Below are 16,533 nucleotides of genomic sequence, written 5' to 3'. Positions count from 1 at the left end.
TAACCGAGGACACCCACAGTAAGGCAAGGTATGGAACAGGTTATTACAAAGCGCCGCTATTACGATATTGGTCTACAGATTGAAGAGCTGCTGTATTCAGGCGTATTTAAAGCCGGAGAGCGCCTACCTTCAGAACGTGAACTGAGCGAGCGGTTTAATACCAGCCGAACTACCATTCGTGAAGCTATCATTATGCTGGAACTCAAAGGCGTGCTGAATGTGAAGCAAGGGTCAGGGATCTTCTTTGTTGATTCCACCGATAAGCTCAATCAGAAATCATTAATGCCTTATTCAGAAATTGGCCCGTTTGAACTGTTGCAGGCACGTCAGGTAATTGAGAGCAATATTACTGGTTTTGCAGCCAGCCAGATCAGCTTTAACGAATTACAAGAATTAAAGAAAATCATTAGCTTGCAGGAAAAGGCTATCGCAGCGGAAAGTGATAAATTTGAAGAGTTGGATCACCGTTTTCATAGCCTTATTGCCGAAGCAACGCAAAATCGGGTGCTGATCAAACAAGCGGCCGAATTATGGCGGGCAGTGCGCACAGAAAACCCCCGCTGGAAGAAGCTGAACTACAAATACCTTCACGAAAAGCATTTGCGTCTGCAATGGCTGGAAGATCACCAGGCTATTTTCCTTGCGCTGCAACAGAAAGATTCAGAGCTTGCCAGAGAAGCGTCCTGGAACCATCTGGAAAACAGCAAAAATGAACTGATCAAAATCTTCAAACAAGACGCTTCCATCAGCGACTTTGATGACTTTTTCTTCGCTCGTTAACCTTCATTAGTCCAGAGCTGACGTGAAAAATAACGCTGGCTCTGTGTTCCGCCCTCCACTGGTACACGCTCTCTTTTCAATTGGTCTAATAAATCGATTATCATCAGATATCTTAGATTAGCGGCAATTATCCCAAAAACTGACACCTAAAAAACTTTCCTTTCAATTTATTCTTATAATTCATTGATATAGATATAAATAACACCTCGTTGTTCTGTTCCGTACTTTTACCTTTCTCTGCAAGCGTGATGCATCTCTCTGTTTTTGGTCTAGTGAATTATGTAAATTGGTCTACACACACCAACTACCAGGAGTAAGAGCATAATGTCAGGGAACGAAAGCATCGCTGTCGCCAACTATGATCAGGTAACCATCTGGCCTCGGGACAGGTTACAGGCAGATATTGTCCATATTGGTTTTGGCGCGTTTCATCGCGGACACCAGGCTGTCTACACGGATCTCACTAATCAGCTCTCGGACACCCGCTGGGGGATCTTTGAGATCAACCTGTTTGGTGATGCTCAACTGATCGAAAACTTAAATGCGCAAAATGGGCTGTTTTCGGTTGTGGAAACGTCTGCATCGCAATCTACCTCACGCCTTGTGCGTTCGGTAACTGGCGGTATTCATACCCCCGTGGATGGCATTGCCGCAGCAATCCAGAAATTGACTGAACCCCAGGTAAAAATCGTTTCATTAACCATCACCGAGAAAGGCTATTGCCTCGATTCGCAAACGCGATCACTTGATCTCACCAATGGATTAATCAAACACGATCTACAAAACCCGGATGCGCCTCAGTCGGCTATTGGCTTGATCGTCTGTGCTTTGCAACAACGTAAAGCGGCAGGACTTGCCGCGTTTAGCGTGCTCTCCTGCGACAACTTGCCAGACAATGGGCATCTGACGCGAAATGCCGTTCTCGGTTTTGCCCGACAACTGGACCTGCCCCTGGCTCAGTGGATCGAAGAAAATGTCTCATTTCCAGGCACGATGGTAGATCGCATTGTTCCGGCAATGACCGAATCGCAATTCACCTTACTGGAAACTAAAACCGGTTATGCCGATCCCTGCGGGATCGTCTGCGAATCATTTCGTCAGTGGGTGATCGAAGATAATTTTGTTCACGGGCGACCGAAATGGGATAAAGCAGGCGCGATGTTTGTCAGCAATGTTCAGCCTTATGAAGAGATGAAGTTACGCATGTTAAATGGTAGCCATTCATTTCTGGCTTATAACGGCTCACTGGCAGGCTATGAGTTTATCTGGCAATGCATGGAAGACGCTGATTTTCGTTCCATTACCCGCCAGTTGATGATTAATGAACAAGCCCGAACACTTAATCCAGACTTAAATATCGATGCCCAGGAATACGCCGACCTGTTAATTGAACGCTTTAGCAACCGTAATGTTGCACACCGTACCGGGCAAATCGCTATGGACGGTTCGCAAAAGCTTCCCCAGCGTGCGCTGACTCCCTGGCTGAAATTGCATCAGCAAAAACAAAACAATGCTGTTCTGTCACTGCTCGTTGCTGGTTGGTTGCATTATGTCATTGAAGCTGTTGAGAAAAGCCAGTCTGTCGCTGATCCAATGAGTGAACAATTTCATGCGCTAATTAAGGAACAACAAGACGCATGGCAACAGGCGCTCGCATTACTGCACCTTAGCGCCATATTTGGTGAATTAAACAATCATCAACCATTTATAAATGAAATAAAAATCGCTTTTGCGAATATAAAAAACAAAGGCATCAAGGCCACCATCAGCCAGTTATTATCGGATAAGCAAAAATGAAAACATTAATTTGTCAGCAGCCTGGCGTTATGGAATATGTGGAAAAGGATATTCCCACACCAGCAGATAATGAAGTGCTATTAAAAATCAAAGCTGTGGGTATTTGTGGTACTGATATTCACGCATTTGCCGGGAGACAGCCTTTTTTTAGCTACCCACGTGTATTAGGTCATGAAATATGCGCCGAAGCGGTTTCGCGAGGCAGTCAGTGCCAAACAGCACAATCAGGCCAGCGCTATTCCGTCATCCCATGCATTCCGTGTGGCGAGTGCGCCGCCTGTCGGGAAGAGAAAACGAACTGCTGCGAACGTGTTTCGCTGTATGGCGTGCATCAGGATGGGGGTTTTAGTGAGTACCTTGCGGTACGTGAAGACAACCTTGTGCCTCTCCCTGACGAGGTCAGCGACAGTGCCGGAGCATTGGTTGAATGTTTCGCCATTGGTGCACATGCCGTTCGTCGGGCAGAGATCAAGGCTGAACAAAACGTACTGGTGATTGGCGCTGGGCCAATCGGTCTGGCTACCGCAGCCATCGCCAGGGCTAAAGGGGCACAGGTTGTTGTTGCTGATATTGACTGTCAACGTCGCCAGCACGTTGTGGATAATCTTGCTATTAATGCCTTCGATCCCACACAGGAAGATTTTATTACCGCGCTTAGTGAAGTGTTTGGCGGCGAACTGGCTTGCGTCGTACTTGATGCTACGGGAAATAAAGCCTCGATGAGTCAGGATGTCAATCTTATTCGTCATGGCGGCAAAATTGTTTTCATCGGTTTGTATATCGGTGAACTCGTTATTGACGATCCAACCTTCCACAAAAAAGAGACAACGTTACTCAGCAGTCGTAATGCCACACGGGAAGATTTCGCATTGGTAATTGAACTGATGCGCAGCAATAAAATTCACGAAAACTTAATGAAAAATCAGGAGTTTGATTTCTTTAGTGTTGGCGAAGATTACCAGCGTAACGTTGTAGAAAATAAAAATATGGTCAAGGGTGTGATCACTTTTTAAGGGAACAAAGATGACAACTGTTTATGTCGGTGAAACAAATTTAAAATCACTGGTGCACCACAAATTATATACTGCCGGGCTGAATACTAACACCGCACAACAAGTTACGGATGTTTTAGTACATGCCGATATTACCGGTGTGCATTCTCACGGTGTTATGCGTGTCGAACATTATTGCACTCGCCTTGCTGCCGGAGGGTTAAATAAAACCGCGCAATTTAGTATTGAGCAAATATCACCGTCAGTGGCCATTCTCGACTCTGATGACGGGATGGGGCATTCAGCATTAATTAGCGCCACAGAGCACGCCATCAAACTGGCACAGGAAGAAGGTCTTGGGTTTGTTAGCGTTAAAAACGCCTCTCACTGTGGCGCGTTGTCTTATTTTGCAGAGATGGTCACCAACCAAGGATTGATTGCTATCGTAATGACGCAAACCGATACCTGTGTGGCTCCTCATGGCGGTGCCGAGCGCTTTTTAGGAACGAACCCCATCGCCTTTGGTTTCCCGGTGGAAAACAGCCATCCGATGATTGTTGATATGGCGACCAGTGCCACGGCTTTCGGCAAAATACTTCATGCAAAAGAAACCGGAAAACATATTGGTGAAGGGCTGGCGATAGATAAAGACGGTTATGGCACCACTGATCCGCACAAGATTGAAAACCTGCTACCTTTCGGCCAACACAAAGGTTCAGGAATTGCGCTGGCTATAGATGCACTGACTGGCGTGCTGATGAATGCGAATTTTGGCAACCATATTGTTCGTATGTATGGTGATTATGACAAGATGCGTAAGCTGGCAAGTTTGGTTATTGCCATCGATCCGAAAAAGCTCGGCAATCCTGTTTTTGCAAAAACCATGGCGCAAATGGTCACGGAGCTGCATGCCGTTAAACCAGTTCCCGGCGTTGAAAAAGTATTAGCACCGAACGATCCACAAATGCACTATAAAGAAAAATGTCAGCAGGAAGGCATTCCAGTTCCGGCAGGGATTTTCCATTATCTGACAACGAATTAATAACCACTTTTTATTATAACGATAGAAAAGCGCTGTATTTATCGTTTCTGTTATATTAACCAGGAGCAGGATATGAAAGCACTTCGTCCTCTGACGGCATCGCTTATGCTGTTGACCAGTTGTTTATTAATTTCTAATACAACACTAGCAAAAACAACATTAAAACTCAGTCATAATCAGGATAAAAGCCATGCTGTCCATAAGGCATTAAGCTATTTAGCTGATAAAACAAAAGAATATTCAAACGGTGAATTAGTTATTCGTATTTACCCAAATGCGACATTGGGTAACGAGCGCGAATCACTGGAGTTAATGAACTCAGGCGCATTACAGATGGTGAAAGTGAATGCTGCGTCACTGGAATCTTTCGCCCCGGATTACAGTCTTTTCAGCCTGCCTTTCTTATTCCGTGACCGTGATCATTATTATCGCGTTCTGCAAAGTGATTTAGGTAAAAAAATACTCAAATCATCAGAAAGCAAAGGCTTCGTCGGTATCACATATTATGACGGCGGAGCGAGAAGTTTTTACGCCAATAAACCAATTACTAAACCTGAAGATTTAGCAGGAATGAAAATCAGGGTTCAGCAAAGCCCCAGCGCCATTGCAATGATGAAAGCACTTGGCGGTGTCGCCACACCTATGGCCCAGGGTGAACTCTATACCGCCCTTCAGCAAGGCGTGGTTGATGGCGGGGAAAACAATACCGTTGTCTATTCTGATATGCGTCACGCCGAGGTGGCAAAAGTCTATTCACGTGATGAACACACCATGGTGCCTGATGTGTTAATTATCAGCACCAATGTGTTGAATAAACTTGGCGACAAAGAGCGTACGGCATTATTAAAGGCAGCCGATGAATCAATGATGCAAATGAAAGATGTCATCTGGCCTGCCGCTGAAAAAGAAGCCTACGACAAAATGAAAGAGATGAACGCAACAGTGGTTGATGTTGATAAATCCGCTTTCAAAGAACGCGTAAAACCGCTATACGATGAATTCAAGGCAAAAGATGCACAATCGGCTAAAAACCTTGAGCAAGTAGAAAGTATGTAACCTTAATGGGCAGATAATTCCTGCCCTTTCATGGAAGACTTATGCGAACACTCACTCATATTCTTAACAAGATCCTTTCCGGATGTTGCAGCATCATTCTTGCCATTATGGTGTTCTGCGTAACCTGGCAAGTTATTGCTCGTTTTATTTTTAATGCTCCCAGCACCGTGCTTGATGAATTTACCCAAATTTTATTTATGTGGATGATTTTATTAGGCGGTGTATATACAGCCGGTTTAAAAAAACATCTGGCTATTGACTTATTGGCGCAGAAACTTCCTACGGCATCTGTTCTGACACTTGACAGTTTTATCCAAATTATCATTACCGTCTTTGCAGTTATTTTCATGATCTATGGCGGAAATATTGTTGTTGAAAAGGCCCAACATGTTGGACAAATTTCCCCTGTATTAAAATGGCCGATGGACAAAGTCTATTGGGTTATGCCTGTCAGTGGTTTTATTCTGGTCTGGTATTCAGTGATGAATATTATCGATAACTATAGAAAATGGAATTCTCATTAACGAGGGATGTATGGACTTTGAATATATCTACCCCATCTTAATTTTATTTGGTAGTTTTGCCGTCATGCTGGCAATAGGTGTGCCAATTACTTTTGCTATTGGCCTTTCTTCACTGTTATCTATTATTACTGCCTTACCACCCGATGCCGCCATTTCTGTGATTTCGCAAAAAATGACAGTAGGACTGGATGGCTTTACGTTATTAGCCATTCCCTTCTTCGTGTTAGCCGGAAACATTATGAATACCGGAGGCATCGCCCGACGACTGGTTAACCTGGCGCAAGCATTAGTTGGGCGTCTTCCTGGCTCACTGGCTCATTGTAATATTCTCGCGAATACACTGTTTGGTGCGATTTCAGGTTCAGCTGTGGCATCAGCTGCCGCGGTAGGTGGCATTATGTCACCACTGCAGGAAAAAGAGGGCTATGATCCGGCGTTCTCTGCGGCGGTTAATATTGCCTCTGCACCTATTGGCCTGATGATCCCACCGAGCAATGTGTTGATTGTCTATTCACTCGCCAGCGGAGGGACTTCTGTTGCTGCGTTGTTCTTAGCCGGATACTTGCCAGGCATTCTCACCGCTATTGCTTTAATGTTTGTGGCTGCACTTTATGCGCGACGTAACCATTATCCGGTAGCCGAACGCATCAATTTTCGTCAGTTTTTGCAGATATTTCGTGAATCAATTCCCAGCCTGATGCTTATTTTTATCATTATTGGCGGCATTATCGCAGGGGTTTTTACGCCCACGGAAGCATCGGCAATTGCGGTAATTTATAGTTTAGCCCTGGCAATGATTTACCGGGAAATCACCATCAAGAAACTTAATGATATCCTGTTAGACTCCGTAGTAACCAGTTCAATTGTTCTGTTGCTGGTAGGCTGCTCTATGGGGATGTCATGGGCCATGACGAATGCTGATGTTCCTGAGTTGATCAACGAACTGATTACCAGTGTTTCGGATAACAAATGGGTCATTCTATTTATTATTAATATTATTCTGTTGATCGTCGGTACCTTTATGGATATCACGCCGGCGATCCTGATATTTACACCTATTTTCCTGCCGATCGCCCAACATCTGGGGATTGATCCCATTCACTTCGGCATAATTATGGTTTTCAACTTAACCATTGGCCTTTGCACACCACCTGTCGGCACCATTCTGTTTGTGGGGTGCAGCATTGGTAAGGTCAGTATCGACAGGGCAATAAAACCATTACTGCCGATGTTTCTGGCATTGTTTGTAGTAATGGCAATTATTTGTTATTTCCCGCAGCTTAGTCTGATGCTGCCAGGATTATTTTCAACCTGACAAACAGACGGGCCTGAATGATTCAGGCCCGTCTGTTTACGTCTTTCCTCACCGTGACTGCATATCGCCAGGAGATTTAATTGGTCCATTACGGTATCGGATTGACCAACAGCTGCCCTATCGAGCCGCGATCGGCCATTTCCAGCGTCTGGCTATTAAAGTAGAACGGGAAGTGCGCCCAGGAAGGCTGACCGAAATAGACAAGCAGCTCCACTTGTCCGTCGACCCAAACGGTATCTTTCCAGCCTCTGTCTTCCGGGAACGGCATTGCGCCGTTAACGTTACGGATCAGGAACATCACGCCTTCAATATGGAACGCTTGCGGTTCGTCCGCGCGTACCGTCCAGCGCTCCCACGTTCCTTGCTGCGCGGTGACATCAATACGGTTGACGTCCCACAACTTCCCATTGATACCAGGATCGTCACCCAGGCTAATATCACGACTACGAATCGGTGAACCGGCCATAATTTCAGTCGGCAACAGGCGCATCGGCAGGCTGTCAGTGACCAGCGGCAGTAGCCCAGTTGGGCGCAGCGTTAGCACCAGCGTAGAAACCAGAATGCTGGATGGCTCAAAGAAGCCACGAATACGATCAACAATACTCGCCGCTTCGCCACAGGTGATAGACACTTCATCACCGTTGCTCATATCCACCAGAATCTCGCGGCGCTCGCCCGGTGCCAGCGAAAGTTGCTTCACCGATACAGGAGCAGGCAGGAATCCCTGATCGCCTGAAATTACATGCAATGGGCGTCCGTCACTCATCTGTAGTTGATAGCGACGAGAGTTCGACGCGTTCAGCAGTCGCAAGCGCACCCAGCCACGCGAGACTTCAACGTACGGGCTTTGTACACCGTTAACCAGCAGCGTATCACCAACAAAGCCGCCGCTTCCCGGTTCGTTGTATTCTGGCGTACCAAAGTTATCCAGCCGTTTATCCTGAATAATGACCGGAAAATCATCCACACCATAATGGTTGGGAATAGGCAGCGACTTGCTGACTTCATCTTCCACCAGCCACATCCCGGCAAGGCCGTTATAGACCTGCTGAGCCGTGCGGTTGGGGGTATTGGCGTGATACCACAAGGTCGCGGCGTTCTGGCGAATGGGGAGTACGGGCGCCCAGTCAGCATTAGGCGACATCATCCGTGCCGGACCGCCCATCAGTGGGCCTGGCACCTGTAGCCCGGCCACCGTCATTGAGACATTTTCTGTCAGGCGGTTGCTGTAAATAAGCTTAACATCGTCGCCCTTCCAGACGCGGATAGTCGGCCCCAGGTAACGGCCATTGATTCCCCAGACCGACGCACGTGTCCCTGGCGTAAATGACCAGTGCGCACGTTGTACAGTCATAAACAGCGGTTGCCCACGGCGAGATTCAAGCAGCGGCGGAACGGGTAGCGGTTGCTGTTGCCCGGCTGCGCTGGCCTTCAGGGGAACAGCGCCTGCACAAAGTGCAATCCCCGATGCCTGAATGAACTGACGCCGACTGAGTGACATATTTGCTCCATGTAAAACTGGCTAAAGTAATACCGTGCAGGAAAGTGTTCCCGCAAAAATACAGATTGCCGACTTAAACTTTTCCGGCGGCTTCGCGTTCTGCGACTTCTTTATCGAGCTCGGCGATTTTTTGTTCCATTATCGAACGACAATGGGCCGCCAGCTCGCGAACCTGATCTTTACCATATTGACTGACATCAATTGGCGGCAGCATTTCGACAATCACCAGACCGTTGTGTAGCCGGTTAAGATTAATCTTATTCGAAGTTGTAGAGACGCACACGGGAATAATCGGCACACCTGCTGCAATTGCCGCGTGAAATGCCCCGGTCTTGAACGGTAGCAGGCCGCGACCACGGCTGCGGGTACCTTCCGGGAACATCCAGATGGAAATACGGCGTTTTTTGAAGTGATTCACCACTTCCGCAATAGTGCCGTGTGCCTTAGTACGATTGTTTCTGTCGATCAATAAGTTACCGGTTAACCAGTACAACTGCCCAAAGAAGGGGATCCACAGCAAACTCTTTTTACCTACAGTGACTGTCGGCGGCTGCACGATGTTTGATGCCGTCACCATGTCATAGTTGTTCTGATGGTTAGCAATATAGATAGCATTACCGTAGCTTTCGGCATCAGCAGGTTTGCGACATTCGACCTTCAGGCCGTACAGCGGCGCAAGACGACCAAACATATGCCCGAAGGTAGCCACATGCTTCGGATTACGCGGGCTGAAAAGGCAGTAAATGGAGCCGAATACACAGACTAAGATGCTGTAAATAACGGTAATAATAAGACGAAAGATATATAGCATAACACCCTCTGAAGATCTGAGAGACTGGCATTGTACGTCACCTGAAATCAGGTTAGGGCATTGTTAAAAGCCGCTCTCTGGAAAAACGTATTGTTAATCGCAACGCATGAATAAACAACGGTTTCAAGGGAATTTTTATTGTTTATACAGACTAAATGCGGCACCGGATGACGACTTCAACGTTTCATCCGGTTCACCTTTTTGACAGGAGAAGGTACGGCCCTCTCCTGCATTTTACTCTTCGCTGTCAGCGCGTCGCGGAGCGTCAATCTCGACGCGGTCGATACGCTGTAAACCACGCATCAAGGTGCCGCGACGGCCACGCTCACCGGTCACTTTCAGCAACTCTTCCGGGCGCAGTTTAATTTTGCGTTTCCCGACATGAATCGTCAGCGTACTTTGTGGGGGCAGGACATATAGATGCGCAAGACCATCCTCGCCACGAGCGGCTTCTGCCGACGGGATGTTAATGATCTTATTGCCTTTACCCTTCGACAGTTGCGGGAGCTCACTGACCGGGAACATCAGCATACGTCCAGCCAGAGTAATCGCCAGCAACATATCGGAAGGATCCTGAATCACCACAGGCGGCATAACATGCGCGTTTTCTGGCAGAGTAATCAGTGCCTTACCTGCACGGTTACGCGCCACCAGATCGTTAAAGGTACAGACGAATCCGTAACCTGCATCGGAAGCCATCAACAGTTTCTGATCGTCGCTTTCCATTAGCATGTGATCAACGGTAGCGCCTGGCGGCAACGTCAGTTTACCGGTGAGCGGTTCGCCCTGACCACGCGCTGAAGGCAGCGTAATGGGGTCGATGGCGTAGCTGCGTCCGGTAGAGTCTACAAACACCACAGGCTGGTTACTCTTGCCTTTCACCGCAGCCTTGAAACTATCACCTGCTTTGTAGTTCAGACCAGGGGCGTCGATATCATGACCTTTGGCGCTACGCACCCAGCCCATCTGCGACAACACAATGGTAACTGGCTCAGACGGCAACATGTCGTGCTCGCTCATCGCTTTTGCTTCTTCGCGTTCCTGCAGCGGCGAACGGCGATCGTCGCCATACGCTTGTGCGTCGGCCTGTAGCTCTTTCTTCAGCAGGTTATTCATTTTGCGCTCGGAAGCCAGAATGCCCTGCAACTGATCGCGCTCTTTTTCCAGCTCGTTCTGCTCACCGCGAATCTTCATCTCTTCCAGTTTGGCGAGGTGACGCAGTTTCAGTTCGAGAATCGCTTCCGCCTGAGTTTCCGTAATGCCGAAGCGCGACATCAGCGCCGGTTTCGGTTCATCTTCATTACGAATGATCTCAATCACTTCGTCGATGTTGAGAAATGCCACCAGCAAACCTTCGAGGATATGCAGGCGCTTGAGGACTTTCTCCAGACGATAGTTCAGACGGCGGCGTACGGTATCACGACGGAACACCAGCCATTCGGAGAGGATTTCCCGCAGGTTTTTCACCGCCGGACGCCCATCCAGACCGATCATATTAAGGTTAATACGATAGCTCTTTTCCAGATCGGTGGTGGCGAAGAGGTGATTCATCACCTGCTCCATATCCACGCGGTTGGAACGCGGCACGATCACCAGACGGGTCGGGTTCTCGTGGTCAGATTCATCGCGCAGATCGTCAACCATCGGCAGCTTCTTGTTGCGCATTTGCGCAGCAATCTGCTCCAGCACGCGCGCGCCAGAAACCTGATGCGGTAGTGCGCTGATAACCACCGCGCCATCTTCTTTCTTCCACACCGCGCGCATACGCACAGAACCGCGACCGTTCTCGTAGATTTTGCGGATCTCGGCACGCGAGGTAATGATTTCCGCTTCGGTCGGGTAGTCCGGCCCCTGCACGATATCCAGTAACTGGTCGAGCGTGGTATTGGGCTGCTCAATTAAGGCGATTGCCGCCTGCGCGACTTCACGCAGGTTGTGCGGCGGAATATCCGTCGCCATGCCGACGGCAATGCCGGTGGTGCCGTTAAGTAAAATATTCGGCAAGCGGGCGGGGAGCATTTTCGGCTCTTGCAACGTGCCATCGAAGTTTGGCACCCAATCCGCCGTTCCTTGCCCCAGTTCACTTAATAAAAGCTCGGAATATTTCGACAGGCGGGATTCGGTGTAACGCATTGCTGCGAACGATTTCGGATCGTCCGGCGCCCCCCAGTTCCCCTGCCCGTCCACCAGCGGATAACGGTAAGAGAATGGCTGCGCCATCAGCACCATCGCTTCATAGCAGGCGCTGTCGCCATGCGGATGGTATTTACCCAGTACGTCACCGACAGTACGAGCCGACTTTTTAAATTTGGCGGTCGCATTCAGGCCCAGTTCTGACATCGCATACACAATGCGGCGTTGAACGGGTTTCAGACCATCACCAATAAACGGCAACGCACGGTCCATGATCACGTACATGGAGTAGTTTAAGTAGGCGTTCTCCGTAAACTCATGCAGCGCAAGGCGCTCTGCCATATCGCTCATTAATTCTGATTCCTCAACTTATTCGCCAGCCTTCAAAGGGGCAATATTGCTGGAGATACTACATTATCTGCCGCGTCGAGTCACAGGAGATCAGCGTCATTAGCGCCGCCGGACGTGCTCCGGCGGCGATAAAGGCATCAATGTGCCTTGATATACAACTCTTTGCTGTAGACATAATCCTGAGGATTATGCAGCGGGAAACCGCCAACGTAGGGTTTAAGCAGTTTGATCAGCGGTTGATAGTAGATGGGAATGAGCGGAGCCTGCTGGTTGATAATGGCCTCGGCCTGTTGATACAGCGCATTACGTTTCCCCGCATCGGTGGTTTGCGCCGCCTGATTCAATAACGCGTCATACTGCGTGTTTTTCCAGTGACCGACGTTCTCTTCACTATCGCTTTTAAGCGTGTTCAGGAAGGTGGAAGCATCATTATACGTCGCATCCCACGACTGCCGCGACAACATGAAATCACCGCTACGCCGGGCATCAAGATACGTTTTCCACTCCATCGTGCGCAGCGTCACCTGTGCGCCAAGCCATTTTTTCCATTCGGAAGACAAGGCTATCGCCGTTTTCTCATGCAGATCGTATTTGTTGTAGAACAGTTCAAAGCGTAGCGGGTGAGAGGCGTCGTATCCCGCCTGTTTCAGCAATGCTTTTGCCGTCGCCACGCGCTCACTCATTGGCTGTTGCAGTTCATCGAACGTCGGCGCGTTAAAGCCTTCAACTTCTGGCGGCGTCAACGTAGTTGCAGGGGTTCGCAGCCCAAGTACCTTTTGCGCGATTAACTGTCTGTCGACCGTCAAATATAACGCCCGCCGCACACGCACGTCGTCAAACGGCGTTTTCTGCATATTGAAGTTGTAATATTCGCTGTTCAGACGCGGGATAATCTGCAACTCGCCTGGCAACGATTTTTCGATAACAGGAATTTGCTGCGCCGGAACCCAGGTCAGATCAACCTCTCCCGCGCGATAACGGTTATAGCCAGTGACCGAATTATCCAGCGCCAGATACTCGACCTGCTGCAAAACGGTATGCTCTGCATCGCGGTACTTAGAATTTTTGCGAGCAGTAATCTTTTCGTTAACCACCCATTTATCAAGCACAAAGACACATTTGGCTCACAAGATTCCCCATCACACCAACGGCACATAAACATCCGTTTCCAGTCGCTGCTCTGTCATCCCTTCGGCAAGATTGGTGTAGTGAAACAGGAGCGGTGCTTTACGCATTTTCTCACCACTTTCAGGAAGCCAGCGGCGAATGATGGCCCAGATGGTATGAGATATGTTATCCAGGTCGCCAACATGGCGGGCTACGGCATAACGTCCCGAAGTAAGTTCACCATTACTCACGCCATAACGATTCTCCGGAATCGGTTCGTTAACGCTGCCGCAGATATCAAAGCGAAATGCTTCAGGCGCGGTGGTGGCAGGATCGTCCCAGGCGACGCCAAAAGTCTGGCTTTGGTTAACAGGAGAAAGCCCCGTCTCTTTGCGCCACATGATAAATTTTGCCACGCTGTAGTTGAGCAACTCAGGGCTACAGCGATGTGGCAACATCGCCACAGGGATTGATGGGAAATCGATAATGTTTACATCCAGTGTCAGGTTTGTCATTTTGCCTCCCTGCGAAATTATTCCCGGGAACGCGTCCCGGGAGCGGTAACAATTACGGATTCACTTTACGAATCTGTTTAACGTCAATTTCAACAGAGTTCCAGTCTTTATCCACTTCGCCCTGAATCTCAACCGTATCTTTCGGCGTTACCGTCACACCGTTCCAGCGTTTGTGGTCGATATCTACATTGATGGTGCCGCTGGCATCTTTGAACAGATACAGATCGTCAGAGATGCGCTCAACGATATTGCCACGCAGAGTTACCCAGGTGTCGTCACGCAGAGATTTCGCGTTTTCTACGTTAGTTACGCTGCCGTTCGGCCCCTGGAATCCTCCGGTCTGACTTTGTGTTGCCGATGGGCCAGAAAAACCCCCCTGCTCTGCTGCCATTACCGGTGCGCTGCACAGGGCCATTACTGCAATTGCTGCTGCGAATTTTTTCATGTTTGTTACTCCCTTTAATGTCTGTTTCCGAGTATTAAACAAGATAGTCCTTAACAACTTCTTAAGGAAAAAAAAGAAAATTTAGGGCTGTACAGAGCACGTTACAACACGGTTTACTTGCAACAAATACAGTTATCGCAGGGATGAAAAGATGCGAATTTTACTGATAGAAGATGACATGCTGATTGGCGATGGCATCAAAACAGGTCTGAGTAAGATGGGTTTTAGCGTCGACTGGTTTACGGAAGGTCGTCAGGGAAAAGAGGCGCTTTATAGCGCACCTTATGACGCGGTGATCCTTGATCTCACCTTACCGGGAATGGATGGTCGCGATATTTTACGCGAGTGGCGGAGTAAAGGTCAGCGTGAACCGGTACTGATTCTCACTGCTCGCGATGCTCTGGCCGAACGCGTGGAAGGTTTGCGCCTGGGAGCCGACGATTATCTGTGCAAACCTTTTGCATTGATAGAAGTGGCCGCCAGGCTGGAAGCTCTGATGCGCCGAACCAACGGCCAGGCCAGCAACGAGCTGCGCCACGGTAACGTCATGCTCGACCCCGGCAAACGTATCGCCACGCTGGCTGGCGAACCCTTAACGCTGAAACCAAAAGAATTTGCCCTGTTGGAATTACTGATGCGTAACGCTGGTCGGGTACTGCCACGCAAACTGATTGAAGAAAAACTGTATACCTGGGACGAAGAGGTCACCAGCAATGCCGTTGAAGTGCATGTGCATCATCTGCGGCGCAAACTTGGCAGTGACTTTATTCGTACCGTTCACGGTATAGGCTACACATTAGGTGAGAAATGAAATTTACCCAACGCCTTAGTCTGCGAGTCAGGCTGACGCTGATCTTTTTGATTCTGGCCTCGGTGACCTGGCTGCTTTCCAGCTTTGTCGCCTGGAAACAAACAACGGATAACGTCGATGAGTTGTTCGACACCCAACTGATGCTGTTTGCCAAGCGGTTAAGTACGCTCGATCTCAACGAGATTAACGCTGCGGATCGTATGGCACGGACACCAAATAAATTAAAACATGGTCATGTGGATGACGACGCGTTGACCTTTGCCATCTTTACCCACGACGGCAAAATGGTGCTCAATGATGGCGATAACGGAAAAGACATTCCCTACAGCTATAAACGTGAAGGATTTACTAACGGTCAACTGGTAGATGAAGATGATCCCTGGCGTTTTGTCTGGATGACGTCGTCTGATGGTAAATACCGCATCGTTGTAGGTCAGGAATGGGAATACCGTGAAGACATGGCGCTGGCGATTGTCATCGGACAACTGATCCCGTGGCTTATCGCCCTGCCCATTATGTTAATCATCATGATGGTACTACTGGGGCGTGAACTCGCACCGCTGAACAAACTGGCGCTGGCGCTACGTATGCGTGACCCTGACTCGGAAAAACCACTCAATACTACTGGCGTACCCAGCGAAGTAAGTCCACTGGTCGAGTCGTTGAATCAACTGTTCGCCCGCACACATGCGATGATGGTCCGTGAGCGCCGCTTTACCTCTGATGCAGCTCACGAACTGCGCAGCCCGTTAACAGCACTGAAAGTACAAACCGAAGTCGCACAGCTTTCTGACGATGATCCGCAGGCACGGAAAAAAGCACTGATGCAATTACATTCGGGGATCGATCGCGCCACACGCCTGGTTGATCAGTTGCTCACCCTGTCGCGGCTCGACTCACTGGATAACCTTCAGGACGTCGCGGAGATCCCGCTTGAAGACCTCCTGCAATCGTCGGTGATGGATATTTACCATACAGCGCAGCAGGCAAAAATTGACGTGCGGCTGACGCTCAATGCCCACGGCATCAAACGCACCGGACAACCGCTATTGCTAAGTCTACTGGTACGAAATCTGCTGGATAACGCAGTACGTTACAGTCCACAGGGCAGCGTGGTGGACGTCACTCTGAATGCAGATAATTTCACCGTAAGAGACAACGGCCCCGGTGTGACACCAGAGGCACTGGCGCGAATTGGTGAACGTTTCTACCGCCCACCAGGACAAACCGCTACCGGCAGCGGGCTTGGGCTATCGATTGTCCAGCGGATCGCCAAATTGCATGGCATGAATGTTGTGTTTGGGAATGCAAAACAAGGTGGATTTGAGGCGAAGGTGAGCTGGTAGTGCATAT

14 protein-coding genes and 1 pseudogene are annotated in these 16,533 nt (G+C 48.9%); 9 read left to right on the top strand and 6 right to left on the bottom strand.

The genetic code is table 11. From position 1 onward, the window contains the following. Positions 1-30: 30 nt before the first annotated feature. The 7 genes from D9597_RS18905 (at position 31) to D9597_RS18875 (ending at position 7,506) form a co-directional block, all read left to right on the top strand. The gene (locus D9597_RS18905; RefSeq protein WP_130218160.1) at positions 31-780 is read left to right on the top strand and encodes a FadR/GntR family transcriptional regulator; all 750 of its coding nucleotides are present in this window, start codon (positions 31-33) and stop codon (positions 778-780) included. Positions 781-1,104: 324 nt separating this feature from the next. Then, positions 1,105-2,577 (top strand): mannitol dehydrogenase family protein, encoded by a 1,473-nt coding sequence (locus D9597_RS18900; RefSeq protein WP_130223957.1) that lies wholly within the window; start codon positions 1,105-1,107, stop codon positions 2,575-2,577. Beyond that, positions 2,574-3,590 carry a zinc-binding alcohol dehydrogenase family protein gene (locus D9597_RS18895; RefSeq protein ID WP_130223955.1) on the top strand — a complete coding sequence of 339 codons (1,017 nt, stop codon included), beginning with the start codon at positions 2,574-2,576 and terminating at the stop codon, positions 3,588-3,590. Before D9597_RS18900 ends, D9597_RS18895 begins: the two co-directional genes overlap by 4 nt. 10 nt (positions 3,591-3,600) lie before the next feature. Next, positions 3,601-4,611, top strand: coding sequence for an Ldh family oxidoreductase (locus tag D9597_RS18890; protein ID WP_130223953.1), 1,011 nt, complete (start codon positions 3,601-3,603; stop codon positions 4,609-4,611). 72 nt (positions 4,612-4,683) lie between these two features. Beyond that, positions 4,684-5,667: a TRAP transporter substrate-binding protein gene (locus D9597_RS18885; RefSeq protein WP_130218168.1), complete on the top strand. Its 984-nt coding sequence runs from the start codon at positions 4,684-4,686 to the stop codon at positions 5,665-5,667. A 41-nt stretch (positions 5,668-5,708) separates the two neighbouring features. Beyond that, on the top strand, positions 5,709-6,191 hold the full coding sequence (locus D9597_RS18880) for a TRAP transporter small permease (protein ID WP_130223951.1): 483 nt from the start codon (positions 5,709-5,711) through the stop codon (positions 6,189-6,191). A 10-nt stretch (positions 6,192-6,201) separates the two neighbouring features. Continuing rightward, positions 6,202-7,506, top strand: coding sequence for a TRAP transporter large permease subunit (locus tag D9597_RS18875; protein ID WP_130223949.1), 1,305 nt, complete (start codon positions 6,202-6,204; stop codon positions 7,504-7,506). Between the two features lie 88 nt (positions 7,507-7,594). On the opposite strand, the gene ftsP is transcribed toward D9597_RS18875, so the two are convergent. The 6 genes and pseudogenes from ftsP to ygiW form a co-directional block, all read right to left on the bottom strand. Then, complete coding sequence (ftsP, locus tag D9597_RS18870; protein ID WP_130223947.1) at positions 7,595-9,007, bottom strand: cell division protein FtsP; 1,413 nt, start codon at positions 9,005-9,007, stop codon at positions 7,595-7,597. A gap of 73 nt (positions 9,008-9,080) precedes the next feature. Then, entirely contained in the window at positions 9,081-9,818 is a 738-nt protein-coding gene (gene plsC, locus D9597_RS18865; RefSeq protein WP_130223945.1) for a 1-acylglycerol-3-phosphate O-acyltransferase, read from the bottom strand. 234 nt (positions 9,819-10,052) lie between these two features. Then, positions 10,053-12,302: a DNA topoisomerase IV subunit A gene (parC, locus tag D9597_RS18860; RefSeq protein WP_130223942.1), complete on the bottom strand. Its 2,250-nt coding sequence runs from the start codon at positions 12,300-12,302 to the stop codon at positions 10,053-10,055. A 137-nt stretch (positions 12,303-12,439) separates the two neighbouring features. Next, positions 12,440-13,414, bottom strand: a pseudogene (locus tag D9597_RS18855) (ABC transporter substrate-binding protein); the annotation flags it as partial. Positions 13,415-13,441: 27 nt separating this feature from the next. Beyond that, positions 13,442-13,924: a GyrI-like domain-containing protein gene (locus D9597_RS18850; protein WP_130223940.1), complete on the bottom strand. Its 483-nt coding sequence runs from the start codon at positions 13,922-13,924 to the stop codon at positions 13,442-13,444. A 52-nt stretch (positions 13,925-13,976) separates the two neighbouring features. Beyond that, entirely contained in the window at positions 13,977-14,369 is a 393-nt protein-coding gene (ygiW, locus tag D9597_RS18845; protein ID WP_096251400.1) for an OB fold stress tolerance protein YgiW, read from the bottom strand. Positions 14,370-14,520: 151 nt separating this feature from the next. On the opposite strand from ygiW, the gene qseB reads away from it, so the two are divergent. After that, positions 14,521-15,180: a quorum sensing response regulator transcription factor QseB gene (qseB, locus tag D9597_RS18840; RefSeq protein WP_130223937.1), complete on the top strand. Its 660-nt coding sequence runs from the start codon at positions 14,521-14,523 to the stop codon at positions 15,178-15,180. Beyond that, entirely contained in the window at positions 15,177-16,526 is a 1,350-nt protein-coding gene (gene qseC / locus D9597_RS18835; RefSeq protein WP_130223935.1) for a quorum sensing histidine kinase QseC, read from the top strand. The genes qseB and qseC overlap by 4 nt, the downstream gene beginning before the upstream one ends. The last annotated feature ends 7 nt before the right edge of the window (positions 16,527-16,533 follow it).

The organism is Escherichia sp. E13S3, assembly GCF_004212325.1.
In the GTDB taxonomy this organism is placed as follows: Bacteria; Pseudomonadota; Gammaproteobacteria; order Enterobacterales; family Enterobacteriaceae; genus Escherichia.
The sequence above is the reverse complement of the archived record's forward strand: the minus strand, read 5'-3'. Positions and strand labels throughout refer to the sequence as shown.